Here is a 19,289-nt window from a genome sequence, read left to right on the forward strand (position 1 = left end):
GTCCAAATAAAAATATAATCGTAGGTGAGATCATGTTCTTAAAAAGAATTGAACTTCAGCGGGATATTATTCCGTCATATAATCAGTATCCATTCTCCATTCCTTCTATTACAAACCTACATCAACTGGAATTACACAACAAAGTTACTTTTTTCGTTGGAGAAAATGGTTCAGGAAAATCTACTCTGTTAGAAGCCATTGCGGATAAATGTGAATTTAATACAGCAGGAGGGGGAAAGAATAACTATTATGACTTAAACGCATCGGAATCAGCACTTGGAGATTATATTAGACTGTCATGGCTTCCCAAAATAACAAATGGTTTCTTTCTTCGTGCTGAATCCTTTTACAATTTTGCCTCTCATATTGACACATTAGGGACAGGTCCATATGGTGGAAAGTCCTTGCATCACCAATCTCATGGAGAGGCATTTTTCTCCCTTTTTTCTAACCGATTCAGAGGGAGAGGGATTTATTTATTGGATGAACCAGAGGCAGCTTTATCACCAGCGCGTCAGCTAGCGTTTCTAAGAATTCTACATGATTTAGTACAAGAAGATGTTAGCCAATTTATAATCGCCACGCACTCACCAATTCTATTAGGCTACCCAGATGCTGCCATTCTTAGTTTTGACAAAGGTGAAATTCAAGAGATAGATTATGAGGAGACTGACCATTATCAAATAACGAAATACTTTTTACAAAATAGAGAAAAATTTTTACTAGATATATTAGCGGAAGATTAAAAAAGTTGCAAAACTTTGCTTTCTTATGCAAGAAATAAAGAGGTATAATAGATTTAATAATGGTGCAAGGAGGTAGGCTTTATGAAAATTTATGCCCATAGAGGTTCTTCAGGTACGCATCCAGAAAATACAATCGCAGCTTTTCGAGCAACTGCAAAATTACCTGTTCATGGCGTGGAATTTGATGTTCATATGACGAAAGATCATGAGCTGGTTGTTATTCATGATGAGACGATAAATCGCACATCTAATGGAACAGGCTTCATTAAAGATTTGACATTAGCTGAATTGAAGGAATTTGACTTTGGTTCTTGGTTCTCTCCCAAATTCAAACAGGAAACAATCCCAACTCTGAGAGAAGTGCTATATGTATTTAAAGATACAGATCACCACCTAAATATAGAGTTGAAATCCGACATATTTCCATATGAAGGTATGGAGCAGACCGTAGTGCAAATGTTAAAAGATTATCGATTAGAAGCACGTGTTGTCGTCTCTTCGTTTAATCATGAGATGATAAGAAACTTTAAACAATTGGCCCCTTATATAGAAACGGCCGTCCTCTTTATGGAAGTTATGATAGAGCCGCACAAGTATGCAGAAAAAGTAGGAGCAGATGCACTGCATGCATTTTTCCCGGCAGTCCTAAGGCAAATGGGTGCGGAGGCGATTGCAAGTGGTAAAAAAGTTCGTGTTTTTACTGTCAATGAAGAAAAGTATGCAGATTTGTTGAAAGAAGTTGGAGTAGATGCTATTTTCACGGATTACCCAGAGAAAATGTGGAAATACCTTCAATCATAAGCAAGGGACTACGAAAAAGTCGTAGTCCTTTTTTGTAGATTAAGAAAGTATATAATAATGTCCCGTGAACACTGGGTTTTTGAGACTTTAAAGAGTGAATAATCCTGTGATTTCGGTTATAGGTGGACGCGTTCCGCGGGCACGGCTTCAATCTCCACGTCACTGTGTTCCTGCGGGGCTTTCAGCTCGTGCTGTTCCCGCCGGAGTCGCCACCTTCCACTACAATCAATATAGTGTGTAGTACTCCACTATAAGATTTAGCATGCTTTTCGCTTAGATGACTAGAGTGGTCAAATTTTAGAGAGTTATAAAATTATTTGTAATAGCTTTGGATTAGAAATGCTATTATCCAGGGATAGCTGAAGAACGTAGATTTTCTTTTATCAGTGGAAATACCGAGAAATAGTAAGTGTTTACTCAATAAAGAATAGGTAGAGTGCCAGAAATTGTATCTTCTGGCGCTTATTCTAGGTATAGAAAAGTATCTTTTCTCTAGTTACCCAAAAATACGCTAACCTGTTTCCGCAAATTTTTGAAGGACGACGGACAGACAAACGCCATAAGATTACCGAAGGAAAGGGATGCTGGCTGTGACGTCCGTCTCAACCAACATCCCTAAAAATTCACATGGTAATAATAATATAGCAACAAGTCAGTCCAAAGCACTTCGGAAACGATAGATACAGGTTTTGACCTTAAAGGATCTGGCGGTTTTTGCCCGGTTTTTCTTATATGCTATTTCTTCATCAATAAGTACATAAAGTAAGGTGCACCAATTAGAGCAACTACAACTCCTGCCGGAATCCCATTTGGTTCGATAACGTTTCGACCGATTGTATCGGCGAAAAGTAATAGCCAACCACCTATTAGGATGGAAATAGGTATGAATAATTGATGACGAGGTCCAACCAATGATTTAGCGATATGAGGGGCCATCAAGCCTATAAAAGCAATTCCTCCAGTCACTGATACCGCAGAGGCTGCAAGAGCAACAGCGGCTAATAAAAGAATAATTCGCTCTTTCTCAATTGCAACTCCTACACCAATCGCTACGGGTTCATTTAAATTGAGTAGATTTAACTTATTTGCCTTATATAACGTAAAAGGGATAAGGACAATTAACCAAGGTAAAAGAGCCAAGATAAAAGGCCAATCCGCACCCCAAATGTTCCCCGCCATCCAATTCGCGATGAAATCTACCTTTTGACGATCAGCAGATGAGATAAAGACAATCATCAAGCCTGAAAGAGCCATAGAGAACCCAACACCAACTAATATTAATCGAACCGGCTGCAACCCAGTTCCTCGATTGTACGATAGTATATAGATAAAAAATGCAGTAATCAAAGCGCCAACAAATGCCACTAGTGGTAGTAAGTATACAAAAGAACCAGGTTGAATCGGTATAAATAAGAAGAAGATTGAAACCGCCACTCCAGCTCCAGAGTTAATACCAATAATACCAGGGTCTGCTAAATCATTACGTGTAATACTTTGCAAAATAGCCCCAGAAAGGGCTAGTGCCATTCCAGCAAGAATAGTAATGATAATTCTTGGTAAACGAACAGAGAACAAAACAAATTCCTCTTTAAATGTTCCTTGCCCTAAAAAAGTTGGTAAAAGCCGATTAAAGGATAAGGTGGAATATCCAATTCCTGCACTAATAAAAGCAGTAATAATAATCAATGATAGTAAAACTATAAAAAGTATATGTTGTTTTTTAACTTGCTGACGATGAATCATTGAAATACGCGCCCTCCTTTACGAACGATCACTAAAAAGAAAGGTAATCCCATAATAGCTATAATTGCAGCAACTGGTGTCTCATATGGAATATTAATAGTTCTTCCAATTGTATCAGCAAGTAGCATAAGGGTAGCCCCTGCTATAACCGACATAGGAATTATCAGTCTGTAATCTGTTCCAACTATTGCTCGAACAATATGAGGGACCATCAAACCGACAAATGCCATATTTCCTACAAGTGCGACTGAGGCGCCGGCAAGTAATATAACGACTATAAATAAAATCGTTTTGGTTTGGGTTGTTTTTTGTCCAAGCCCGACTGCTACTTCTTCGTTCAAACTTAAAATAGTTAACTGTCTAGCTAGTAAAAGAGCAACAACGATTCCAATTGCGATAAAAGGAGTAATCATCTGGAGCTGACTCCAGGAGGTTCCTATTAATCCACCAGCTGTCCACATAGACACATCTTTGGAAATTTTAAAATAGATTCCAACACCGTCGGCAACCGCATACAAAAAGGCGGAGACAGCTGCACCTGCAAGAACTATTCGTAGTGGAGAAAAGCCACCTTTTTTCACTGCTCCAATGCCGAATACCATTACTGCACCAATTGCAGCACCGATAAAGCATGCAATTGTAATACCGAAGTAATTTATACCAGGAATTAGCGCAAGGCTGATTGCAAGGGCTGCGTTTGCCCCCGAAGTCAATCCTAATAATCCCGGGTCGGCGAGGGGATTACGGGTTACACCTTGCATAATCGCACCAGATACAGCTAAGGCAGCACCAACCAATATAGCAGCGACTTCTCTAGGAAGTCGAAGCTCTCGTAAAATATTGATAGAATCGCTTTTTACATGAGTAAATAATGCTTGCCATACATCTTGTAAGGATGTCGAAGCAGCACCATAAACCATTGAAACAGAGAACATTGCTACCAACAAAATAAGCCCAATAACAAACTTTAAACTAAAATGAATAGAGGTTTTCATCATCTTATCCTTTCTACAATAATAGTGGAGGAATCCCGTTAGAATTCCTCCACTATTATTACTTGCTGTTTAAGAAGCTTTCTTTAAAGAACTCCAATTGGTAATCTAACGAAATAGGATCATTAAAGTAAAATTCCTCTGCATTTGCTTCAAATAGTTTGCCGTTTTGAACAGCGGGGATATTTTTATATACATCCGTTTCTTGGAATGAGTTATCTTGATCTGCTACTTTACTAAAGATCATGTAGTCTCCTGCATATTCAGGAAGAACCTCTAAAGATAAAGCATAATAACCAGCGTCTAAAGCCATTTCTTTTACTTTTTCAGGCATGTTTAGCCCCATTGCTTGGTAGATAACTTCTGTACCTCGACCCCAGTTATCTCCGAACACATATAATTGTTTGTCGAAGTTTTCAATAACTGAAACAGTTGCATCCTCACCAATTACTGCTTTAATTTCTTCTCCAGCTACTGATGAACGTTCTTTGAAATCATCAATCCATGCTTGCGCTTCTTTTTCTTTATTCAGTAGTTTTCCTATCTCTAAATGCTGTGTCAAATAATCTACTTTTCCATAAGTGAATGTTACAGTTGGAGCTATTTCTTTTATTTTTTCCAAGTTTTGAGTGGTAGAAGCACCAATGATTAAGTCTGGGTCTAATTCAATAATTTTTTCTAAGTTTTCTTCCGATACTTCCTCCACATCTGCTAGGTAAGAATCGTATCCTGGGTTAGATTTTGACCACGAATCTACTCCAACTAAATTTACGTCTAGTGAAGCTACGTTTCCTGCATAAGTAGAAAGAACGACAACTCGTTTTGGATCTGCTGGTACTTCTACTGCTCCTTCTTCGGATTGATATGTAATGGTAGTAGGTTCATCTTTCGTTTCACTTTCTTTTGTATCCGTAGCCTCACTGTTGCAAGCACCTAGGATAAGTACTAATAAGATTGAAATCGACAATATTAGCTTTTTCATCTGTTATTCTCCTTTTAGTAAATCGTATGTGATACACATTGGTTTGCTTGTTCGTGGATCTATTCCAATTTCAGCATCTATATTAAATACACCGCGTAAAACTTCTTTCGTGATTACTTCTTCACAAGGACCAGCTTTCACAATTTGCCCGTCTTTTAAGGCTACGATATAGTCTGCAAAACGTGCTGCCTGGTTCAAATCATGTAAAACCATTACAATAGTTCGTTTCTCTTGCTGGTTTAGACGCTGCAGAAGCTCAAGAACTTCTAATTGATGTGCCATATCTAAATAAGTGGTAGGTTCATCAAGAAATATAATCTCTGTTTCTTGTGCAAGGGCCATTGCTATCCATACACGTTGACGTTGACCACCGGAAAGAGAATCGACCGGTAAATACTTAAATGTGCTAGTGTTAGTAACTTGAAGTGCCCAATCTATTACCTCGTAATCCTTTTTAGAAAGTCTTCCGAAACCAGTTTGGTAAGGAAAGCGCCCATATGATACCAATTCTCCTACAGTGAGACCGCTTGCACTCTCGGGCGTTTGAGGTAAAATGGCCATTTTTTTTGCGAGAATTTTAGTGTTTTCTTTCGCAACGTTTTTACCATCTAATACGACTGCACCAGATTGATGAGAAATGATTCGTGTAATCGCTTTGAGAAGAGTGGACTTCCCACAGCCGTTTGGTCCTATTATTGTAGTGATTTTCTGATTTGGGATTTGTACTGACAAATCCTTTACGATGAGTTGCTCACCGTAGCCAATGGATAAATCGTCCGTATATAAACGAACCATTTGAATACCTCCAAACTAATTCTTGCATAATTTAATGATAACGATTATCATTATCATATTAGCAACTATATTTAATAATTTAACTGATGTCAACAAAATTTTTTTTTAGGGTGGGAGACTGAAAATGCATAATGTATTTGATGTGACGATTATTGGTGGAGGTCCAGCTGGTCTATATTCTGCTTTCTATAGTGGTTTAAGAGAAATGAAAACGAAAATTATTGAATTTCAGCCTCAATTAGGTGGAAAGCTACATGTGTATCCTGAGAAAATGATTTGGGACGTAGGTGGTCAGACTCCGATTTCCGGAGAGCGTTTAATCGATCAATTAGTTCAACAAGGACTTACATTTGACCCTGAAGTTATAGTGAATGAAAAAGTAGAATCTATAACTCGTCGAGAAGACGGTATCTTTGTTTTGCATGCTGCATCTGGCGTTAAACATTATTCGAAAACTATTATCATTGCAGTAGGTAGTGGGATTTTAAAGCCGACCAAGCTAGAAATCGAAGGGGCCGAACGATTCGAGGTGAGCAACTTAAACTACACAGTCAAATCAATTCAACGCTTTAAAGGTAAGACAGTCATTATCTCAGGTGGAGGTAATGCAGCAATTGACTGGGCTAATGAACTAGAGCCGATTGCCAAAAAAGTGTACGTAACATATCGTAAAGATTCGTTAAATGGTCATGAAGCACAAGTTACTCAATTATTAGAGAGCTCCGTAACCTGCTTTTTCAATACAAAGATTACTAAGCTAATTGCTAATGAAGACCACGATATGATAGAACGAGTTGCTGTCTTAGACAATGAAACAGGAGAGACAACACAAATAGAAATCGATGAGGTTATTATAAACCATGGCTATGATCAGGATGCAGAGCTTCTAAAAAATAGTGAAATGCCAATTGATATTGCAGATAATTTTTATGTGAAAGGCACTAGCTCATGTGAATCATCCATTTCTGGAATTTATGCAGCAGGGGATATCATTCAATATCCAGGCAAAGTAAACTTAATAGCTGGCACCTTTCAAGATGCTGCAAATGCGGTCAATCAAGCTAAGCAATATATCCAACCAGATGCTAACAAATTTGCAATGGTATCTTCACACAATGAAGTATTTAAAGAACGAAACAAAAATTTAGTAAAGCAACTTGTATAGAATGCAAGCATAAAGTTTTCCCACCCACTATAAAAAGTTGTCTCTAAGTAAGTTGTACTTTGAGACAACTTTTTTAATGCAGAGATGTAACAGGAAAAATTTCACTATTCATACTATCCTCTTATTTTTCAATTAAATGGAAAATACTCTGTGCATAAAAAATAGAGAATCGTGACACTAGTCACAATCCTCCATTCGTGTTATTACCATCTAGCTTTGTGTTCTTCTATACATCCAAGTAATTGTTTTACCTCAAGTGAAGGTCCATTTTCTAGCTGGATTTTGCCGTTAAAATAACCCATCATCTGATGAACCTCGGAAGAAATAAGTTTCACGTCAGTTTTAGCAATACGATGGAAAAAGGGGGTGAATGTTATATTCACATCATCGGAAAACTTTGTGTTGACTTTCCATGGTTTCATAAAGTCATTCGTATCGTATGTAAACAATAAGTCTTCATGGATTTTGGTCATTTTACCATCAATGATAATAGCATTTTCGGTCATACCTGTACCATCTGTCCATTTTCCCCCAAAATTCAATCCAATTCTTTTAAAACCAACTCGTTGAGATGCAAATCCCCAGTTCCATGTAGCTTCTCTTGGCCAAACTCCTCTACCATAATCGAGTACTGCAAAATTGTCCTCTTGCTGAAAGCTAAAGCGAGAATCACCAATCTTCACAAATCCAGATGTTGGTAATGTATGGTGTTTCCCGGTAAATTGAAATTGCGTCCTATTCCAAGGAATTACTACATTCAAGGATTCATCCTCGACTGGGTGAGATATATGTAAATCAGCATGTAATAAATCACCATCAAAGTCTGGGACTGTTACCGTCATATGAGTTTCGTTTTGTATATAAAGTAATTGGATAGACATCTCTTTGGAATGAAGTTGAATACTTTCCAAAATATTAGTCGGCATTTTTAGTTTATTTCCCAGGGGAATAGTAACTGTCTTTTCAACGTATCGTTGCGTTTCATAATTAAGGAAATAGACAAAGCAAACCGCAGCGTAATCAAGATGGCTGATCGTTGCAGAAAAAAGAATATCGTCCCCAAAAACACACCAATAATTCCACTTTTTTTTACGCATAAAGTGACCTTTCAAATTGCTTTCAATCAGGGGCTTCTTTGCATAACCAATTGCTTTTGGGTTCAAATTACCTTTTTTGTCGCAAAGTAAAGTGGGCTCTGAAATTTCTTTTTCTGCATGCTGTTTCACTGGCCATCTTCCTTTCATAAAGTAATTTGTCAAAAAAATAAACTAGTTTGTTAATTCCATACTAGCATATATTTTCTGTTTAATCATATAAACAAAATAGAGGGAGGATGAAAATTGGCGACTTACAATCGTGAAGCAGCAGTAGCCTATGCGCAAAAGTGGTGGAATAGCTATAACCCAAGGTTTCCGATATTCGATGTGGACTGCACAAATTACATTTCACAATGCTTGTTTGCAGGGGGTGCTCCTATGAGGGGGCAACCAAATAGGGAACGGGGGTGGTGGTTGAGCAATGAAACGTGGAGTTTGAGCTGGAGCACTCCTCATTCACTACGTTGGTACTTAGCAGGCTCGACAAAGGGTCTGCAGGCAACACAAGTTAATTCACCTGATCAGTTATTCCCTGGTGATCTTATTTTTTATGATTTTCAAGGCGATGGTAGATTCGATCACTCAACCATTGTAACAAGTGTTCAGAATGGCGTTCCTTATGTTAACGCACATACGAATAATAGCCGCAATCGTTATTGGAGTTACGAAGATTCTTATGCACATACACCAAGAACGAAGTATATATTTTTCCATGTAAAAGATAAATTTTAACGTCTAATCACGACAAATTAACTCAATATAAGAATTGTCAGAGGTAACAACCACAGAGAAGAATAAAATTTAAAAAGACTCTCGAAAGAAAAGCTTCGGGAGTCTTCTTAAGCTATTTTCGTAAAGATTGTTGCTATCAGTTGAGAACCAATTGTCCTACATAAGTTTTTAAAAAGGATAGATGATTAAAATTATTTGAAAATTCACTCAAATGAAAATGCAATTAAAGTAAGAATAAATTAAAAGGAGTTGAGAATATTGCTCGTTTTAATATTTTTAGGAATTTCAACGTTATTCATCGCATTCGGAGTTGCTTATGATTATTTCTTTCGAAAAAGCTTCATTGAAACAAAAAGAGGTCCTGCTAATCAAAACGACGGCCGCGTGAAGTTAGATGTAGCTAAAAACCAAGCTGTAAATACGATGAACATACCATAAAAAAGTGTCGTGAAATATTACTGCAACGATTTGGTTCAAAGCCTACTGAAAACGGTAGAAACAGGTTTTGACCTTAAAGGACCGGGCGTCTTTTGCCCGGTTTTTCTTATGTCTGCTATTCCATTAACTAGCCTTGAAAAAGTTTAGCTATATATTTCGTACGTTTTACAAATACCAAAGTAAGGCAACAGTATCCTCTCCGGCATGTACTGCAAGGGAAGTACTTATTTCACCGATTGTAAACTGTAAACTTGGTGCTTGCTGTAAAATGGCATCTTTTAAGTCATTTGCCTGTTGCTCTGCGTTGGCATGCATTATATACACATGCTTTAGACCTTCCTTGTCTGCAGATTCAACCGCCTTATTAATAAGATACTGGATTGCCTTTTTATGAGATCGAACTTTATCTAATTCCTTAAGCTCCCCTTGTTGGGTAATTTGAATAATTGGTTTTATTTTGAGGAGACTTCCTAAATAGAATTGTGCACTGCTCAACCTTCCACCTTTATACAGTTGAGTTAAGTTACCTATTAAAATATAGTTACGAAACTTCGAAGTCATTTCCCTTAACTCCACTGCAATCTCCTTGTATGATTGACCCTTTTCTTGTAATTGCAATCCTTTTTCGACTAATCCTGTAATACCTGCTGATAATGAAAGGGAGTCAATAAACTCTACTTGGACTTGTGCAATCTGAGCTCCACTAATAGACGAAGAAAGGGTACCACTAAGAATTTTAGAAACGTGAATTGCTATAATTGAATCATATTCCTTACTCAGCTTTTCATATACCGCTGCAAATTCACCCGCAGAAGGTTGAGAAGTTTTAGCTGATTCTGTTCCATTACGAATACGATCGTATAATTGGTCGGGTGTTAGATCAATGCCATCTACAAATTGTTCTATACCAAAATGAATATTAAGAGGGAGAACGTATACATCTGGGTGGTCTTTTAATGTATTACTCATGTACGCACTACTATCGACTAACCACGCAATTTTTTTCAAAGTCATTTTCGAACATCCTATCTAATTTAGTATTTAAATGATAGTAATTATATCATACTAAGTCTAATTGTATGTTCATTGTTTTGGATAAATATTATAAAAGTAATAACATTAAATTATCTTTTTCCACCATCTATTTTCCCACGATTCCGCGATATCGAATCGGTGACGAACTAGAATGATGAGAATAGCAATAGAAAGCGGCCACAGGGAAACAAATGCAGGTATTATCCAAGACAAAATAGCATATGCACTAAATGATATGGTCATGCTAAGTGTTGCGCTTCTAAGCAAGGCCATCAAAACGATAAAACAAATGACCAACATACCAAACAATGCTGGTTCTATAACTAGCGATACACCTATGAACGTGGCAATCCCTTTACCGCCTTTACCCTTTAACCAAAATGGAAAAAGATGTCCCAAAATTACCGCCAATCCTCCAGTAGCAATTATTTCCAAAGAATATTCAAAATAAAAGCCGATATAAATAACAACGACACCTTTTAGGGCGTCACCCAGAAATGTGAGAAGAAATGCAGATTTCCCAAGAACTGCACCAGCATTTCTTGCACCTAAATTACCACTTCGTTCTTTTCTTAAATCAATTTTTTTCCATTTACCAATCCACCAAGCAGAAAGAAAGTTACCGATTATATAACTAAACAACCAATAGAAGAGCATACTGTCACCTCAATATTTATGTATGTAAAGTAAAGGAAGGACTACTATTTGAACCTTAAATATTATTTTACACCAAGAGACAAGGAAATAAATATCGTATTACGCTCTTAATGTATCCAAGGCAAATGAAAAAAATCAAGTCACTTTCTTATAAATGATTAAATTGGTATGATGGAGAAAATAACTTAATTGTAAAAGGGAGAATGAAATAATAAATGGTGCAATCACTAACGGTACGCGATGCGATAATTCAAAGAAGATCCATTAAATTATTTAATGGACAGCCTGTAGAAAGAGAAATGTTGTTGTCTATTTTAGATGACGCAGTATGGGCACCCAACCATCAATTGAGACAGCCATGGAGGTTTATCGTGGCATGTGGAAAAGAATTAGAAGATTTATATAGTGTATTAAAGGAATTTGCACTACCAAAATGGAAAGAGCTTTCGGAAGAAGATTTAGAAAAACAAATGAAGAAATTTACGACTCCTGGAGGATATGTATTTGTTGTTGTCCCTGAGGATACTCGTCAAAAGGAACGTTTAGAAGATTATGCTGCAGCAAGCATGCTTGTACAAAATATACAACTATTAGCATGGGATCGTGGTATTGGATCTTGCTGGAAAACGCCAGGATACTTAGACAACCCATTGTTCCGCAAAGAGCTTGGAATTCAACCTGGAGAACGTATTATAAGCATGCTCCAAGTCGGATACTTCGATGAAATGCCGAAACCAAGAGATCGCAAAGGTGTAGAAGACTTAGTAACTATATTTGAGAAAAATGAATAACTAAAAGCAAACTGGGTGAGAGGCATTAGTCTCTCACCCAGTTTTTGAGCTTTTAAAATCACTCAAGGATCAACGAGTTTCCCAACGGATCCTGAGTTCCAACCAGACCAACTCTAATTCTCCTCACTGCTTTTTAAATAATTATTTTGTGAGTCATAGTATGGAGGAGAATTACCTTCTGATTCATTGATTGTCATAGAATTTCGATCTACGATGTAAGAAGTTAGGGAGCTACCCGAAATGTATCCTTTTCTCCATTCTTCTGTAAAGGTTACTACATATTCTTCGTCATCAATGGAAATTACGCTCGTTTCCCTCTTCACTTCATAGTCCCCAATTGTTCCGGTCCATGTTCCTATTTCCTTTGGAAACTCGCTAATCATTGTTCCTTCACCTGAAGTTGCAAACGAAACTGCGTCCTCCTGTGTAAAGGGAGGGACGGGAGGTGATGCGATTTGCAAAAACAACCAAAGACAAAACAAAATTAGGAAGGGAGAGAGAATTAGGAAGAATAATTGCTTTGTTTTATAACTATTTTTCATTAACCATAAATCTAAGGAAGCAAAGAAGATAGCTGTAAAAAAACTAAAAATAGATAAGGACAGTTCATCGAAAAAAATTCCGAACAATGCTCCAAAAATACCGAGTATAACTATATATAGCCATTTGTGACGAGTAAAATATTTTCTTTGTAATGATTCGACCCCAATTGAAATAATATTTCCGTATACTAAGATTACTGCTCCAGCGTACAGAAAGAATAAGAAAGTCCAACCTACAAAATGATTACCCTGTCCATAAATAGTCATATCAACATTGAGAAGGCTCATAACCATAGCGACAAGAATTGTTGTAACGAAGGTCACTATTAGCTTACGGGAGATAAAACTAACTCCTGTTGTATCCATACAATCCTCCTATGTTAAAAAACACATGGATTAGACAACCCATGTGTTTCAAATAGTTATTTTTTTAAGTCTTCTTTTGAAAGCTCCGCAAGCTCGAAATAGTAATCACCAATTACACGAAGACCTTGGTCAAAGTTTTCTAAATGGAAATGCTCGTTTGGTGCATGGAAATTCTCAGTAGATAACCCGAAGCCCATTAATACGACTGGAAGTCCAAGAATTTCGTCAAATGCAGCAACAATTGGAATAGAACCTCCGCCCCGAGTATATGCTGTAGGAACGTTATATACTTTTTCATAACTGCGACCAGCTGCTTGAATAGCAGGATGGTCAAAAGGAGTAATGAACGGTTTACCCTTATCGAATTCAGATAATGTAACAGTAACTCCAACTGGCTTGTGTTTTTCAATATGCGCTCTTAGTTTAGTAACAATTTCGTCAGGATCTTGATCAGGTACTAATCGACAAGTGATTTTCGCACCTGCTTCACTTGGAAGTACTGTTTTAATGCCTTCACCAGAGAAACCACCGAAGACGCCATTGATCTCTAAAGTAGGGCGTGCCCAGACACGTTCTAAATGTGTGTAGCCTTTTTCGCCGAATAATTCATCGACACCAACTTCAGCCTTCAATTCATCTTCGTCGAAGCCAAGGGAGGCATAAGCTTCTTTTTCTTCGTCAGATAAAGGACGGACATTGTCATAGAAACCTTCTACTTCAATTGTTCCTTCTGCATCACGGAAAGATTCTAATATGGAAACTAATGCATGGATCGAGTTTTGAACTCCACCACCATAAAGACCGGAGTGAAGGTCACCTTTTGCACCCTTTACATCAATTTGAACGCCGCATAGTCCCCGCAAACCATAGCAAACCGCTGGCTGTCCAGGACCCTGCATGCCTGTATCGGAAATCACGATAACGTCTGCTGCAAGTTTTGCTTTATTATTTTCAATATATACTTCTAGGTTAGGGCTACCGACTTCTTCTTCTCCCTCAATTAAAAACTTCACATTTACCGGTAAGGTTTTATTTGTTTGAAGAAGTGCTTCAATAGCTTTTACATGCATAAATACTTGCCCTTTATCGTCACTTGAACCACGAGCGTATAATTTATTGTCTCTCACTTGAGGTTCAAATGGTTCGCTATCCCATAGATTAAGTGGATCTACTGGTTGAACATCGTAATGTCCGTATATAAGCATTGTAGGTTTACCTTCTGCATGTAACCAATCTGCATAAACAACGGGATGTCCGTTAGTTTTATCGACTACGACATTGTCCAACCCTGCTTTTGTTAAGGAATCAGCAAGCCACTGGGCACCCTTTTGCATATCCTCTTTATGTTCAGATAAAGAAGAAATACTTGGGATGCGTAAAAACTGTTTTAATTCTTCTAAGTGTTCTTCTCTTTTTTCTGTAAAATAATGGTCTAATGTAGTTAATTGACTCATTACAATCCCTCTTTTCAAAAAATTTCGTGAATAGAAATATTATAGCATAAGTTTCGTGTGTACTAGGTGTATTTAGTCGTAGTTGGTATTAGTTTTGTGACAACTAAAATCACAGTATGATATAGTAGTAAGAAAACATATGAACGTATTTATACTCACAGGAGGCAACAATTTTGTACATAGAATTTGTACTTTTTGCTCTTTCAATACTTGTATCCCTTTTTCTATCAGGTAGTGAAACAGCGTTAATGACAGTTAATAGGATGAAGGTCCAGCTAAGAGCGGAACAGGGAGACACAAAATCGGAGAAACTACTTGCCCTGCTATCAAAGCCGGACCGAATGATTATCACCATCTTAGTAGGAAATACAGTAGCTAATATAAGTATGGCAGTAATTTTAATATTGATCGCAGAACAGTTTGAATGGCATATTGGTTGGTCTATTGCCATTTTAACAGTGTTTATTATATTGTTTTGTGAAGTACTTCCCAAAACGATTGCCGCAACGTTTTCGGATCGGGTTGTGTATGCAGTTTCGCCACTCATACGCTTGCTTGTCATCATTTTGCGTCCAATTACAGCGTTTATATCTGAAATCACGAATTTATTTATTCGTATTGGTTCAAAAGGTGCTATAACAGAAACGACAATTACTAAAGAAGAGCTACTATCCATGGTTGATCTTGCTTCAACGGATGGAACCTTTGAAGATGAAGAATCAGAACGTATAAAAGGAATGCTCGATTTTCCAAATAAGGATGTCTCCGATGTTTTGTCTACACATAGAACAGAAGTAGTAGGTATTCCTATTGAAGCTACATATGAAGAAGTTCGAGATACCATCCTAGAGCATCATTATACAAGATATCCGGTTTATGACGATAGCTTAGATACCATTGTTGGTATGTTTTATTCGAAAAAGTTTATCGAATGGTCAATGGATACATCTGTAGGGATCGATACGTATATCGATAAAGATCCATTGTTTGTCGTACAAACCTTGAGTGTAGAAAAAGTATTTAAACTAATGCTGACCCACAAAAAACATATGGCTATTGTATTAGATGAATATGGTGGAACACTTGGAATCGTCACCCATGAAGATTTAATAGAAGAAATGATAGGACAGGAAATAGAAGACGAAACAGATAATGACGAAGAAATTCTTGTGCATGAAATGACGGAAAACCGTTTAATCTGCGCAGGAAGAATGGAAATTGAAGAAGTCAATTCGCTTTTCAACATTTCTATTGTTAACGAAAATGAAACAATAGGAGGCTTTGTCTTAGAACAATTAGGGCATGTGCCGGAAGAGAATGAGCAATTCGCTTACGGTGATCTAATGGTCGAAATCAATGAAATGGATCGCAGTCGTATAGTTAAATTGACTATCACGAAAAGAGAAGAAGTAACTGAACTAGAGAACGAAAAACAAGAGGATTAATACTCCTCTTGTTTTTTTGTTAAGTTTTTATAGTAATGATATATTTTTTTTCTATAAAAGAGGACTTACACCGACATAAAGCGAATAGTTTGATGCAGGGGGGGATAAGCATGAAATTAGGAGAAGCTTTAATAGTAAGATCCGATTATCAAAAGCGAATTGAACAGATGAGAAATCGTCTACTTCAAAATGCTAAAATACAAGAAGGAGAATCTCCGAACGAGGATCCTTATGAATTGAAAAAAGAACTGAATCAAATATTTAGTGATTTAAAACAACTTATAAAAAATATTAATCGTACAAATTTGCAGACTGCTTTTGATGATCAGCAATCTCTTGCCGATGCCTTAACGGAACGTGATCTTCTTGGTCAAGAAAGAAAAATATATAGTGCCCTATTGGAGGCAGCTGCGATGCAACATGATAGATACTCCAGAACAGAGATTAAATTTGTCACGACAATCAATGTAAAAGAAACTCAGAAATATGTAGATGAACTATCCCAAAAACATCGCATGTTGGATACTAAAATTCAAGAAATTAATTGGCTTACTAATGTAATAGAATAGTCGGAAGTTGGTAGCGAAATGTAAAGGCGAGTACAAAACCTCCAACTGGTCAAGTTGGACTTAAGGGCAGAGGTTTCGGGGTAACCTCGAGGTTCGATTCCTCTTAATACAAGTTACACCCAGTACTGTCACATGAGTACAAGTTATATCAAACAATTAACTACCGCGTACTGATTTTCATTTCGTGAGGGTGGAGAAGGGGAACTTTTATAAGTTAAGGCTATCTTACAGCTCTATTGACTGTAGACGAACTTGAGAAATTCTAGTTTTTCTACAGTCTTTTTCTTTATGCTAACTTTTAAATTGTAGGTTTCAGGTGTGTATGTAAGTATATTTGATACGAAAGGAACAAGAAAACACTGGTAAAACAAGGCGTAGTCGCATGGTCAATCTGTTATCCTCCTAAATTTTGGCTTACACCTTTGTAATTTTTCTGAAAGAGAATACGATGGAGGGTAAGGTTAAAGTTTGGCATTATAGAGTTAACAAGAAAAGCCGAGCGGAGGAAAAATAACATGCAGGTTCAATTAGAAGAAATTTACGAGGAATATAACCGTTACATATATTATTTATCTTTGAAATTAACTAAAAATCAAATAGAAGCTGAAGACTTAATGCAAGAAGTTTGGGTGAAAGTCGTACGATACGAATCCTATATGAAACAAGTGGATCATGTAAAAGCATGGTTAACGACCATTTGTATGAATACATTTCGTGATCGCTACCGCAAACAGGTGAGACGCAGCAAGTACGTAGCAAATCAGCCAGAGCAATTAGATATTTCATTGCTGGACTTAATCGCTGCAGACGTTTTAACGGTTGAAGAGCAATTAGAGAAGGAAGACGTTGGCGAAATGATTCGATCCAAAGTTAGTGAATTAGATGGTATATATCAGAAAACAGTTATGTATTTCTATGTACATCAATTTTCACTAATCGAAATCGCCGAAGTAATGAAAGTATCAATAGGTACAGTAAAATCTAGACTGTTCCGTGCAAAACAACGTTTGAAAGAATTAATAATGAATGACGAAATTGCAAAAGAATCATTAGTGCTAGCCTAATAGTAAGAGCCTCCCTTTGTATGGGAGGCTCTTTTTAATAAAAAGTATAAAATTTTGTCGTCTTATGAATCCAGTGTTCCTGGTCTTTTAAAGTGTAAGTTCTATTAAATGATACTGCAGGATTTCCGTTACAGGCGGACGCTTTCAGCGGAGTGAACGATGAGCCATCACCGCCGCTCACGCGTTCGTTGTGATGTCTCCTCTGTCTCACTCATCCCGCTGGAGTCGCCGCTTTTCACTGCAATCCATTAAGTTTTAAAGGGCACTTGCGCATTTCTTAATTACTATTCTTTAATGACTTCTTTACCAGTAGAGAACCATTCTTCCACGTTCCATACTTTTGTTACAAGACCTTCATAAAACTCAGGTTCATGGCTTACTAACACAATTGTACCTTTAAACTCTTTCATTGCTCGTTTTAACTCTTCTTTTGCATGTATATCCAGATGGTTAGTCGGCTCATCGAAGATTAACCAGTTAGTTTCTTCCATCATTAATTGACATAGACGTACTTTTGCTTGCTCGCCACCACTTAAACTAGATAGTGGACGGGAGATATGCTCGCTCTTTAAACCAGTACGAGCTAATGCGCCACGAACTTGGGCTTGTCCCATGCTTGGATACGTTTCCCAGATAGCTTCGATCGGTGTAATATTTCCGGCTTTTACTTCCTGTTCGAAATAACAAGGAGTTAAGAAATCACCACGTGTTACTGTTCCATTTATAGGAGGTATCTTGCCAAGAATTGTTTTTAGTAAAGTCGATTTACCGACCCCGTTCATACCAACTAGGGCTATTTTTTCACCACGCTCAATTGTAAATGTTAATGGAGGTAGTAAAGCCTTATCGTAACCGATTTCCAAATGCTCTGCTTCTACAACATAGCGACTTGGGCTACGGGATTCTTTGAAGCTAAATTCTGGTTTAGCTGCCGTTTCAGGACGGTCAATTCGTTCGATTCGGTCCAGCTGTTTCTGACGTGATTTTGCTCGTCCCGTCGTTGAGTATCGTGCTTTATTTTTGGCGATAAAATCTTCTTGTTTCTTAATGAAATCCTGTTGCTTTTCATAAGCATCAATATGCTGTCTTTTGTTCAACTCAGCAAGCTCTAAGAATTTCTCATAGGATGCTGTATATCTTGTCAGCTTTGAAAATTCTAGCTGGAAGATGACTCCTACAATACCATTCATAAATTCTGTGTCATGGGAAATCAATAAAAATGCATGTGGATAGTTTTTCAAATAGTTGGAAAGCCAGTTTACATGCTCTTCATCTAAATAGTTGGTAGGTTCATCTAACAGCAATACTTTAGGCTTTTCCAATAATAGCTTTGCAAGTAATACCTTTGTACGCTGACCACCTGAAAGTGCCTCGACTGGGCGATCTAAACCTACAGCATCCAACCCAAGACCTCGGGCAACTTCTTCTATCTTCATATCTAATGAATAAAAGTCACCAGCATCTAATGCATCTTGAATTTCTGCCATTTGTTCTAATAACACTTCAAGCTCTTCGGGAGTAGCATCTGCCATTTTCCCGATAATTTCGTTTAACTCTGCTTCTTTTTTATAAAGCGGTAAAAAAGCATCACGTAGTGTATCAAACATCGTACGACCCGTTTCTAAACGAGTGTGCTGATCTAAGTATCCGTAATGGGTACCTGGTAGCCATTCCACTCGACCTTCGTCATGAATGATTTCTCCTGTTAATATATTCATCAATGTTGATTTACCAACACCGTTTGCACCTACAAGTCCAACATGCTCACCTTCGACTAAGCGAAATGAAACTTCCTTGAAAAGGGTACGATCTCCGAATGTATGTCCTAAATTTTCCACTAATAAGCTCATATATCAATTTCCTCCAAAAAGAAAG

The 19,289-nt window shown here is 37.4% G+C and carries 19 protein-coding genes; 9 read left to right on the top strand and 10 right to left on the bottom strand.

Annotated elements, in window-relative coordinates; translation table 11 throughout:
* Positions 1–32 precede the first annotated feature (32 nt).
* Both KD050_RS13840 and KD050_RS13845 read left to right on the top strand, forming a co-directional pair.
* Positions 33–746, top strand: a complete 714-nt coding sequence (locus KD050_RS13840; protein WP_211892921.1) for an AAA family ATPase — start codon at positions 33–35, stop codon at positions 744–746.
* Positions 747–827: 81 nt separating this feature from the next.
* Positions 828–1,547, top strand: coding sequence for a glycerophosphodiester phosphodiesterase (locus KD050_RS13845; RefSeq protein WP_211892922.1), 720 nt, complete (start codon positions 828–830; stop codon positions 1,545–1,547).
* Between the two features lie 735 nt (positions 1,548–2,282).
* Here KD050_RS13845 and KD050_RS13850 read toward each other — a convergent pair.
* The 4 genes from KD050_RS13850 to KD050_RS13865 are packed head-to-tail and all read right to left on the bottom strand — an operon-like array spanning position 2,283 to position 6,059.
* Positions 2,283–3,290: a FecCD family ABC transporter permease gene (locus KD050_RS13850; RefSeq protein WP_211892923.1), complete on the bottom strand. Its 1,008-nt coding sequence runs from the start codon at positions 3,288–3,290 to the stop codon at positions 2,283–2,285.
* Positions 3,287–4,285, bottom strand: a complete 999-nt coding sequence (locus tag KD050_RS13855) for a FecCD family ABC transporter permease (protein WP_235753817.1) — start codon at positions 4,283–4,285, stop codon at positions 3,287–3,289. Before KD050_RS13855 ends, KD050_RS13850 begins: the two co-directional genes overlap by 4 nt.
* Before the next feature lie 58 nt (positions 4,286–4,343).
* Positions 4,344–5,264 (bottom strand): iron-hydroxamate ABC transporter substrate-binding protein, encoded by a 921-nt coding sequence (locus tag KD050_RS13860; protein ID WP_211892925.1) that lies wholly within the window; start codon positions 5,262–5,264, stop codon positions 4,344–4,346.
* Between the two features lie 3 nt (positions 5,265–5,267).
* A complete protein-coding gene (locus KD050_RS13865) occupies positions 5,268–6,059 on the bottom strand; it encodes an ABC transporter ATP-binding protein (RefSeq protein ID WP_211892926.1) in 792 nt (263 codons plus the stop codon).
* A gap of 118 nt (positions 6,060–6,177) precedes the next feature.
* On the opposite strand from KD050_RS13865, the gene KD050_RS13870 reads away from it, so the two are divergent.
* On the top strand, positions 6,178–7,224 hold the full coding sequence (locus KD050_RS13870; protein ID WP_370627232.1) for an NAD(P)/FAD-dependent oxidoreductase: 1,047 nt from the start codon (positions 6,178–6,180) through the stop codon (positions 7,222–7,224).
* Between the two features lie 203 nt (positions 7,225–7,427).
* On the opposite strand, the gene KD050_RS13875 is transcribed toward KD050_RS13870, so the two are convergent.
* A complete protein-coding gene (locus tag KD050_RS13875; protein WP_211892928.1) occupies positions 7,428–8,450 on the bottom strand; it encodes a DUF2804 domain-containing protein in 1,023 nt (340 codons plus the stop codon).
* Positions 8,451–8,564: 114 nt separating this feature from the next.
* Here KD050_RS13875 and KD050_RS13880 point away from each other — a divergent pair, with 114 nt between their 5' ends.
* Positions 8,565–9,053: an amidase domain-containing protein gene (locus tag KD050_RS13880; RefSeq protein ID WP_211892929.1), complete on the top strand. Its 489-nt coding sequence runs from the start codon at positions 8,565–8,567 to the stop codon at positions 9,051–9,053.
* Positions 9,054–9,311: 258 nt separating this feature from the next.
* Complete coding sequence (locus tag KD050_RS13885; protein ID WP_211892930.1) at positions 9,312–9,491, top strand: hypothetical protein; 180 nt, start codon at positions 9,312–9,314, stop codon at positions 9,489–9,491.
* Positions 9,492–9,656: 165 nt separating this feature from the next.
* On the opposite strand, the gene KD050_RS13890 is transcribed toward KD050_RS13885, so the two are convergent.
* Together KD050_RS13890 and KD050_RS13895 are read right to left on the bottom strand one after the other, a co-directional pair.
* Positions 9,657–10,505 (bottom strand): DegV family protein, encoded by an 849-nt coding sequence (locus tag KD050_RS13890; RefSeq protein WP_211892931.1) that lies wholly within the window; start codon positions 10,503–10,505, stop codon positions 9,657–9,659.
* Positions 10,506–10,610: 105 nt separating this feature from the next.
* A complete protein-coding gene (locus KD050_RS13895) occupies positions 10,611–11,183 on the bottom strand; it encodes a glycerol-3-phosphate acyltransferase (protein ID WP_211892932.1) in 573 nt (190 codons plus the stop codon).
* Between the two features lie 215 nt (positions 11,184–11,398).
* Here KD050_RS13895 and KD050_RS13900 point away from each other — a divergent pair, with 215 nt between their 5' ends.
* Positions 11,399–11,974 (top strand): nitroreductase family protein, encoded by a 576-nt coding sequence (locus tag KD050_RS13900; protein ID WP_211892933.1) that lies wholly within the window; start codon positions 11,399–11,401, stop codon positions 11,972–11,974.
* A gap of 113 nt (positions 11,975–12,087) precedes the next feature.
* On the opposite strand, the gene KD050_RS13905 is transcribed toward KD050_RS13900, so the two are convergent.
* On the bottom strand, positions 12,088–12,882 hold the full coding sequence (locus KD050_RS13905; RefSeq protein WP_211892934.1) for a hypothetical protein: 795 nt from the start codon (positions 12,880–12,882) through the stop codon (positions 12,088–12,090).
* A 56-nt stretch (positions 12,883–12,938) separates the two neighbouring features.
* Positions 12,939–14,336 carry a dipeptidase gene (locus tag KD050_RS13910; protein WP_211892935.1) on the bottom strand — a complete coding sequence of 466 codons (1,398 nt, stop codon included), beginning with the start codon at positions 14,334–14,336 and terminating at the stop codon, positions 12,939–12,941.
* Positions 14,337–14,509: 173 nt separating this feature from the next.
* Between KD050_RS13910 and KD050_RS13915 the strand changes: the two genes are divergently transcribed.
* The 3 genes from KD050_RS13915 to KD050_RS13925 all read left to right on the top strand — a co-directional run bounded on the left by KD050_RS13915 (position 14,510) and on the right by KD050_RS13925 (position 17,414).
* The gene (locus KD050_RS13915; RefSeq protein WP_370627085.1) at positions 14,510–15,781 is read left to right on the top strand and encodes a hemolysin family protein; all 1,272 of its coding nucleotides are present in this window, start codon (positions 14,510–14,512) and stop codon (positions 15,779–15,781) included.
* Between the two features lie 110 nt (positions 15,782–15,891).
* Positions 15,892–16,350 carry a DIP1984 family protein gene (locus KD050_RS13920; protein ID WP_211892936.1) on the top strand — a complete coding sequence of 153 codons (459 nt, stop codon included), beginning with the start codon at positions 15,892–15,894 and terminating at the stop codon, positions 16,348–16,350.
* 515 nt (positions 16,351–16,865) lie between these two features.
* On the top strand, positions 16,866–17,414 hold the full coding sequence (locus KD050_RS13925) for an RNA polymerase sigma factor (RefSeq protein WP_211892937.1): 549 nt from the start codon (positions 16,866–16,868) through the stop codon (positions 17,412–17,414).
* A 284-nt stretch (positions 17,415–17,698) separates the two neighbouring features.
* Here KD050_RS13925 and KD050_RS13930 read toward each other — a convergent pair whose 3' ends face one another.
* On the bottom strand, positions 17,699–19,264 hold the full coding sequence (locus tag KD050_RS13930) for an ABC-F family ATP-binding cassette domain-containing protein (protein ID WP_211892938.1): 1,566 nt from the start codon (positions 19,262–19,264) through the stop codon (positions 17,699–17,701).
* Positions 19,265–19,289 lie beyond the last annotated feature (25 nt).

Source organism: Psychrobacillus sp. INOP01 (assembly GCF_018140925.1).
Classification (GTDB): Bacteria; Bacillota; Bacilli; order Bacillales_A; family Planococcaceae; genus Psychrobacillus.

Coding starts and splice junctions, on each gene's coding strand:
- KD050_RS13840 (WP_211892921.1), top strand. CDS start 33: ATGTTCTTAAAAAGAATTGAACTTCAGCGGGATATTATTCCGTCATAT.
- KD050_RS13845 (WP_211892922.1), top strand. CDS start 828: ATGAAAATTTATGCCCATAGAGGTTCTTCAGGTACGCATCCAGAAAAT.
- KD050_RS13850 (WP_211892923.1), bottom strand. CDS start 3,290: ATGATTCATCGTCAGCAAGTTAAAAAACAACATATACTTTTTATAGTT.
- KD050_RS13855 (WP_235753817.1), bottom strand. CDS start 4,285: ATGAAAACCTCTATTCATTTTAGTTTAAAGTTTGTTATTGGGCTTATT.
- KD050_RS13860 (WP_211892925.1), bottom strand. CDS start 5,264: ATGAAAAAGCTAATATTGTCGATTTCAATCTTATTAGTACTTATCCTA.
- KD050_RS13865 (WP_211892926.1), bottom strand. CDS start 6,059: ATGGTTCGTTTATATACGGACGATTTATCCATTGGCTACGGTGAGCAA.
- KD050_RS13890 (WP_211892931.1), bottom strand. CDS start 10,505: ATGACTTTGAAAAAAATTGCGTGGTTAGTCGATAGTAGTGCGTACATG.
- KD050_RS13895 (WP_211892932.1), bottom strand. CDS start 11,183: ATGCTCTTCTATTGGTTGTTTAGTTATATAATCGGTAACTTTCTTTCT.
- KD050_RS13900 (WP_211892933.1), top strand. CDS start 11,399: ATGGTGCAATCACTAACGGTACGCGATGCGATAATTCAAAGAAGATCC.
- KD050_RS13905 (WP_211892934.1), bottom strand. CDS start 12,882: ATGGATACAACAGGAGTTAGTTTTATCTCCCGTAAGCTAATAGTGACC.
- KD050_RS13910 (WP_211892935.1), bottom strand. CDS start 14,336: ATGAGTCAATTAACTACATTAGACCATTATTTTACAGAAAAAAGAGAA.
- KD050_RS13920 (WP_211892936.1), top strand. CDS start 15,892: ATGAAATTAGGAGAAGCTTTAATAGTAAGATCCGATTATCAAAAGCGA.
- KD050_RS13925 (WP_211892937.1), top strand. CDS start 16,866: ATGCAGGTTCAATTAGAAGAAATTTACGAGGAATATAACCGTTACATA.
- KD050_RS13930 (WP_211892938.1), bottom strand. CDS start 19,264: ATGAGCTTATTAGTGGAAAATTTAGGACATACATTCGGAGATCGTACC.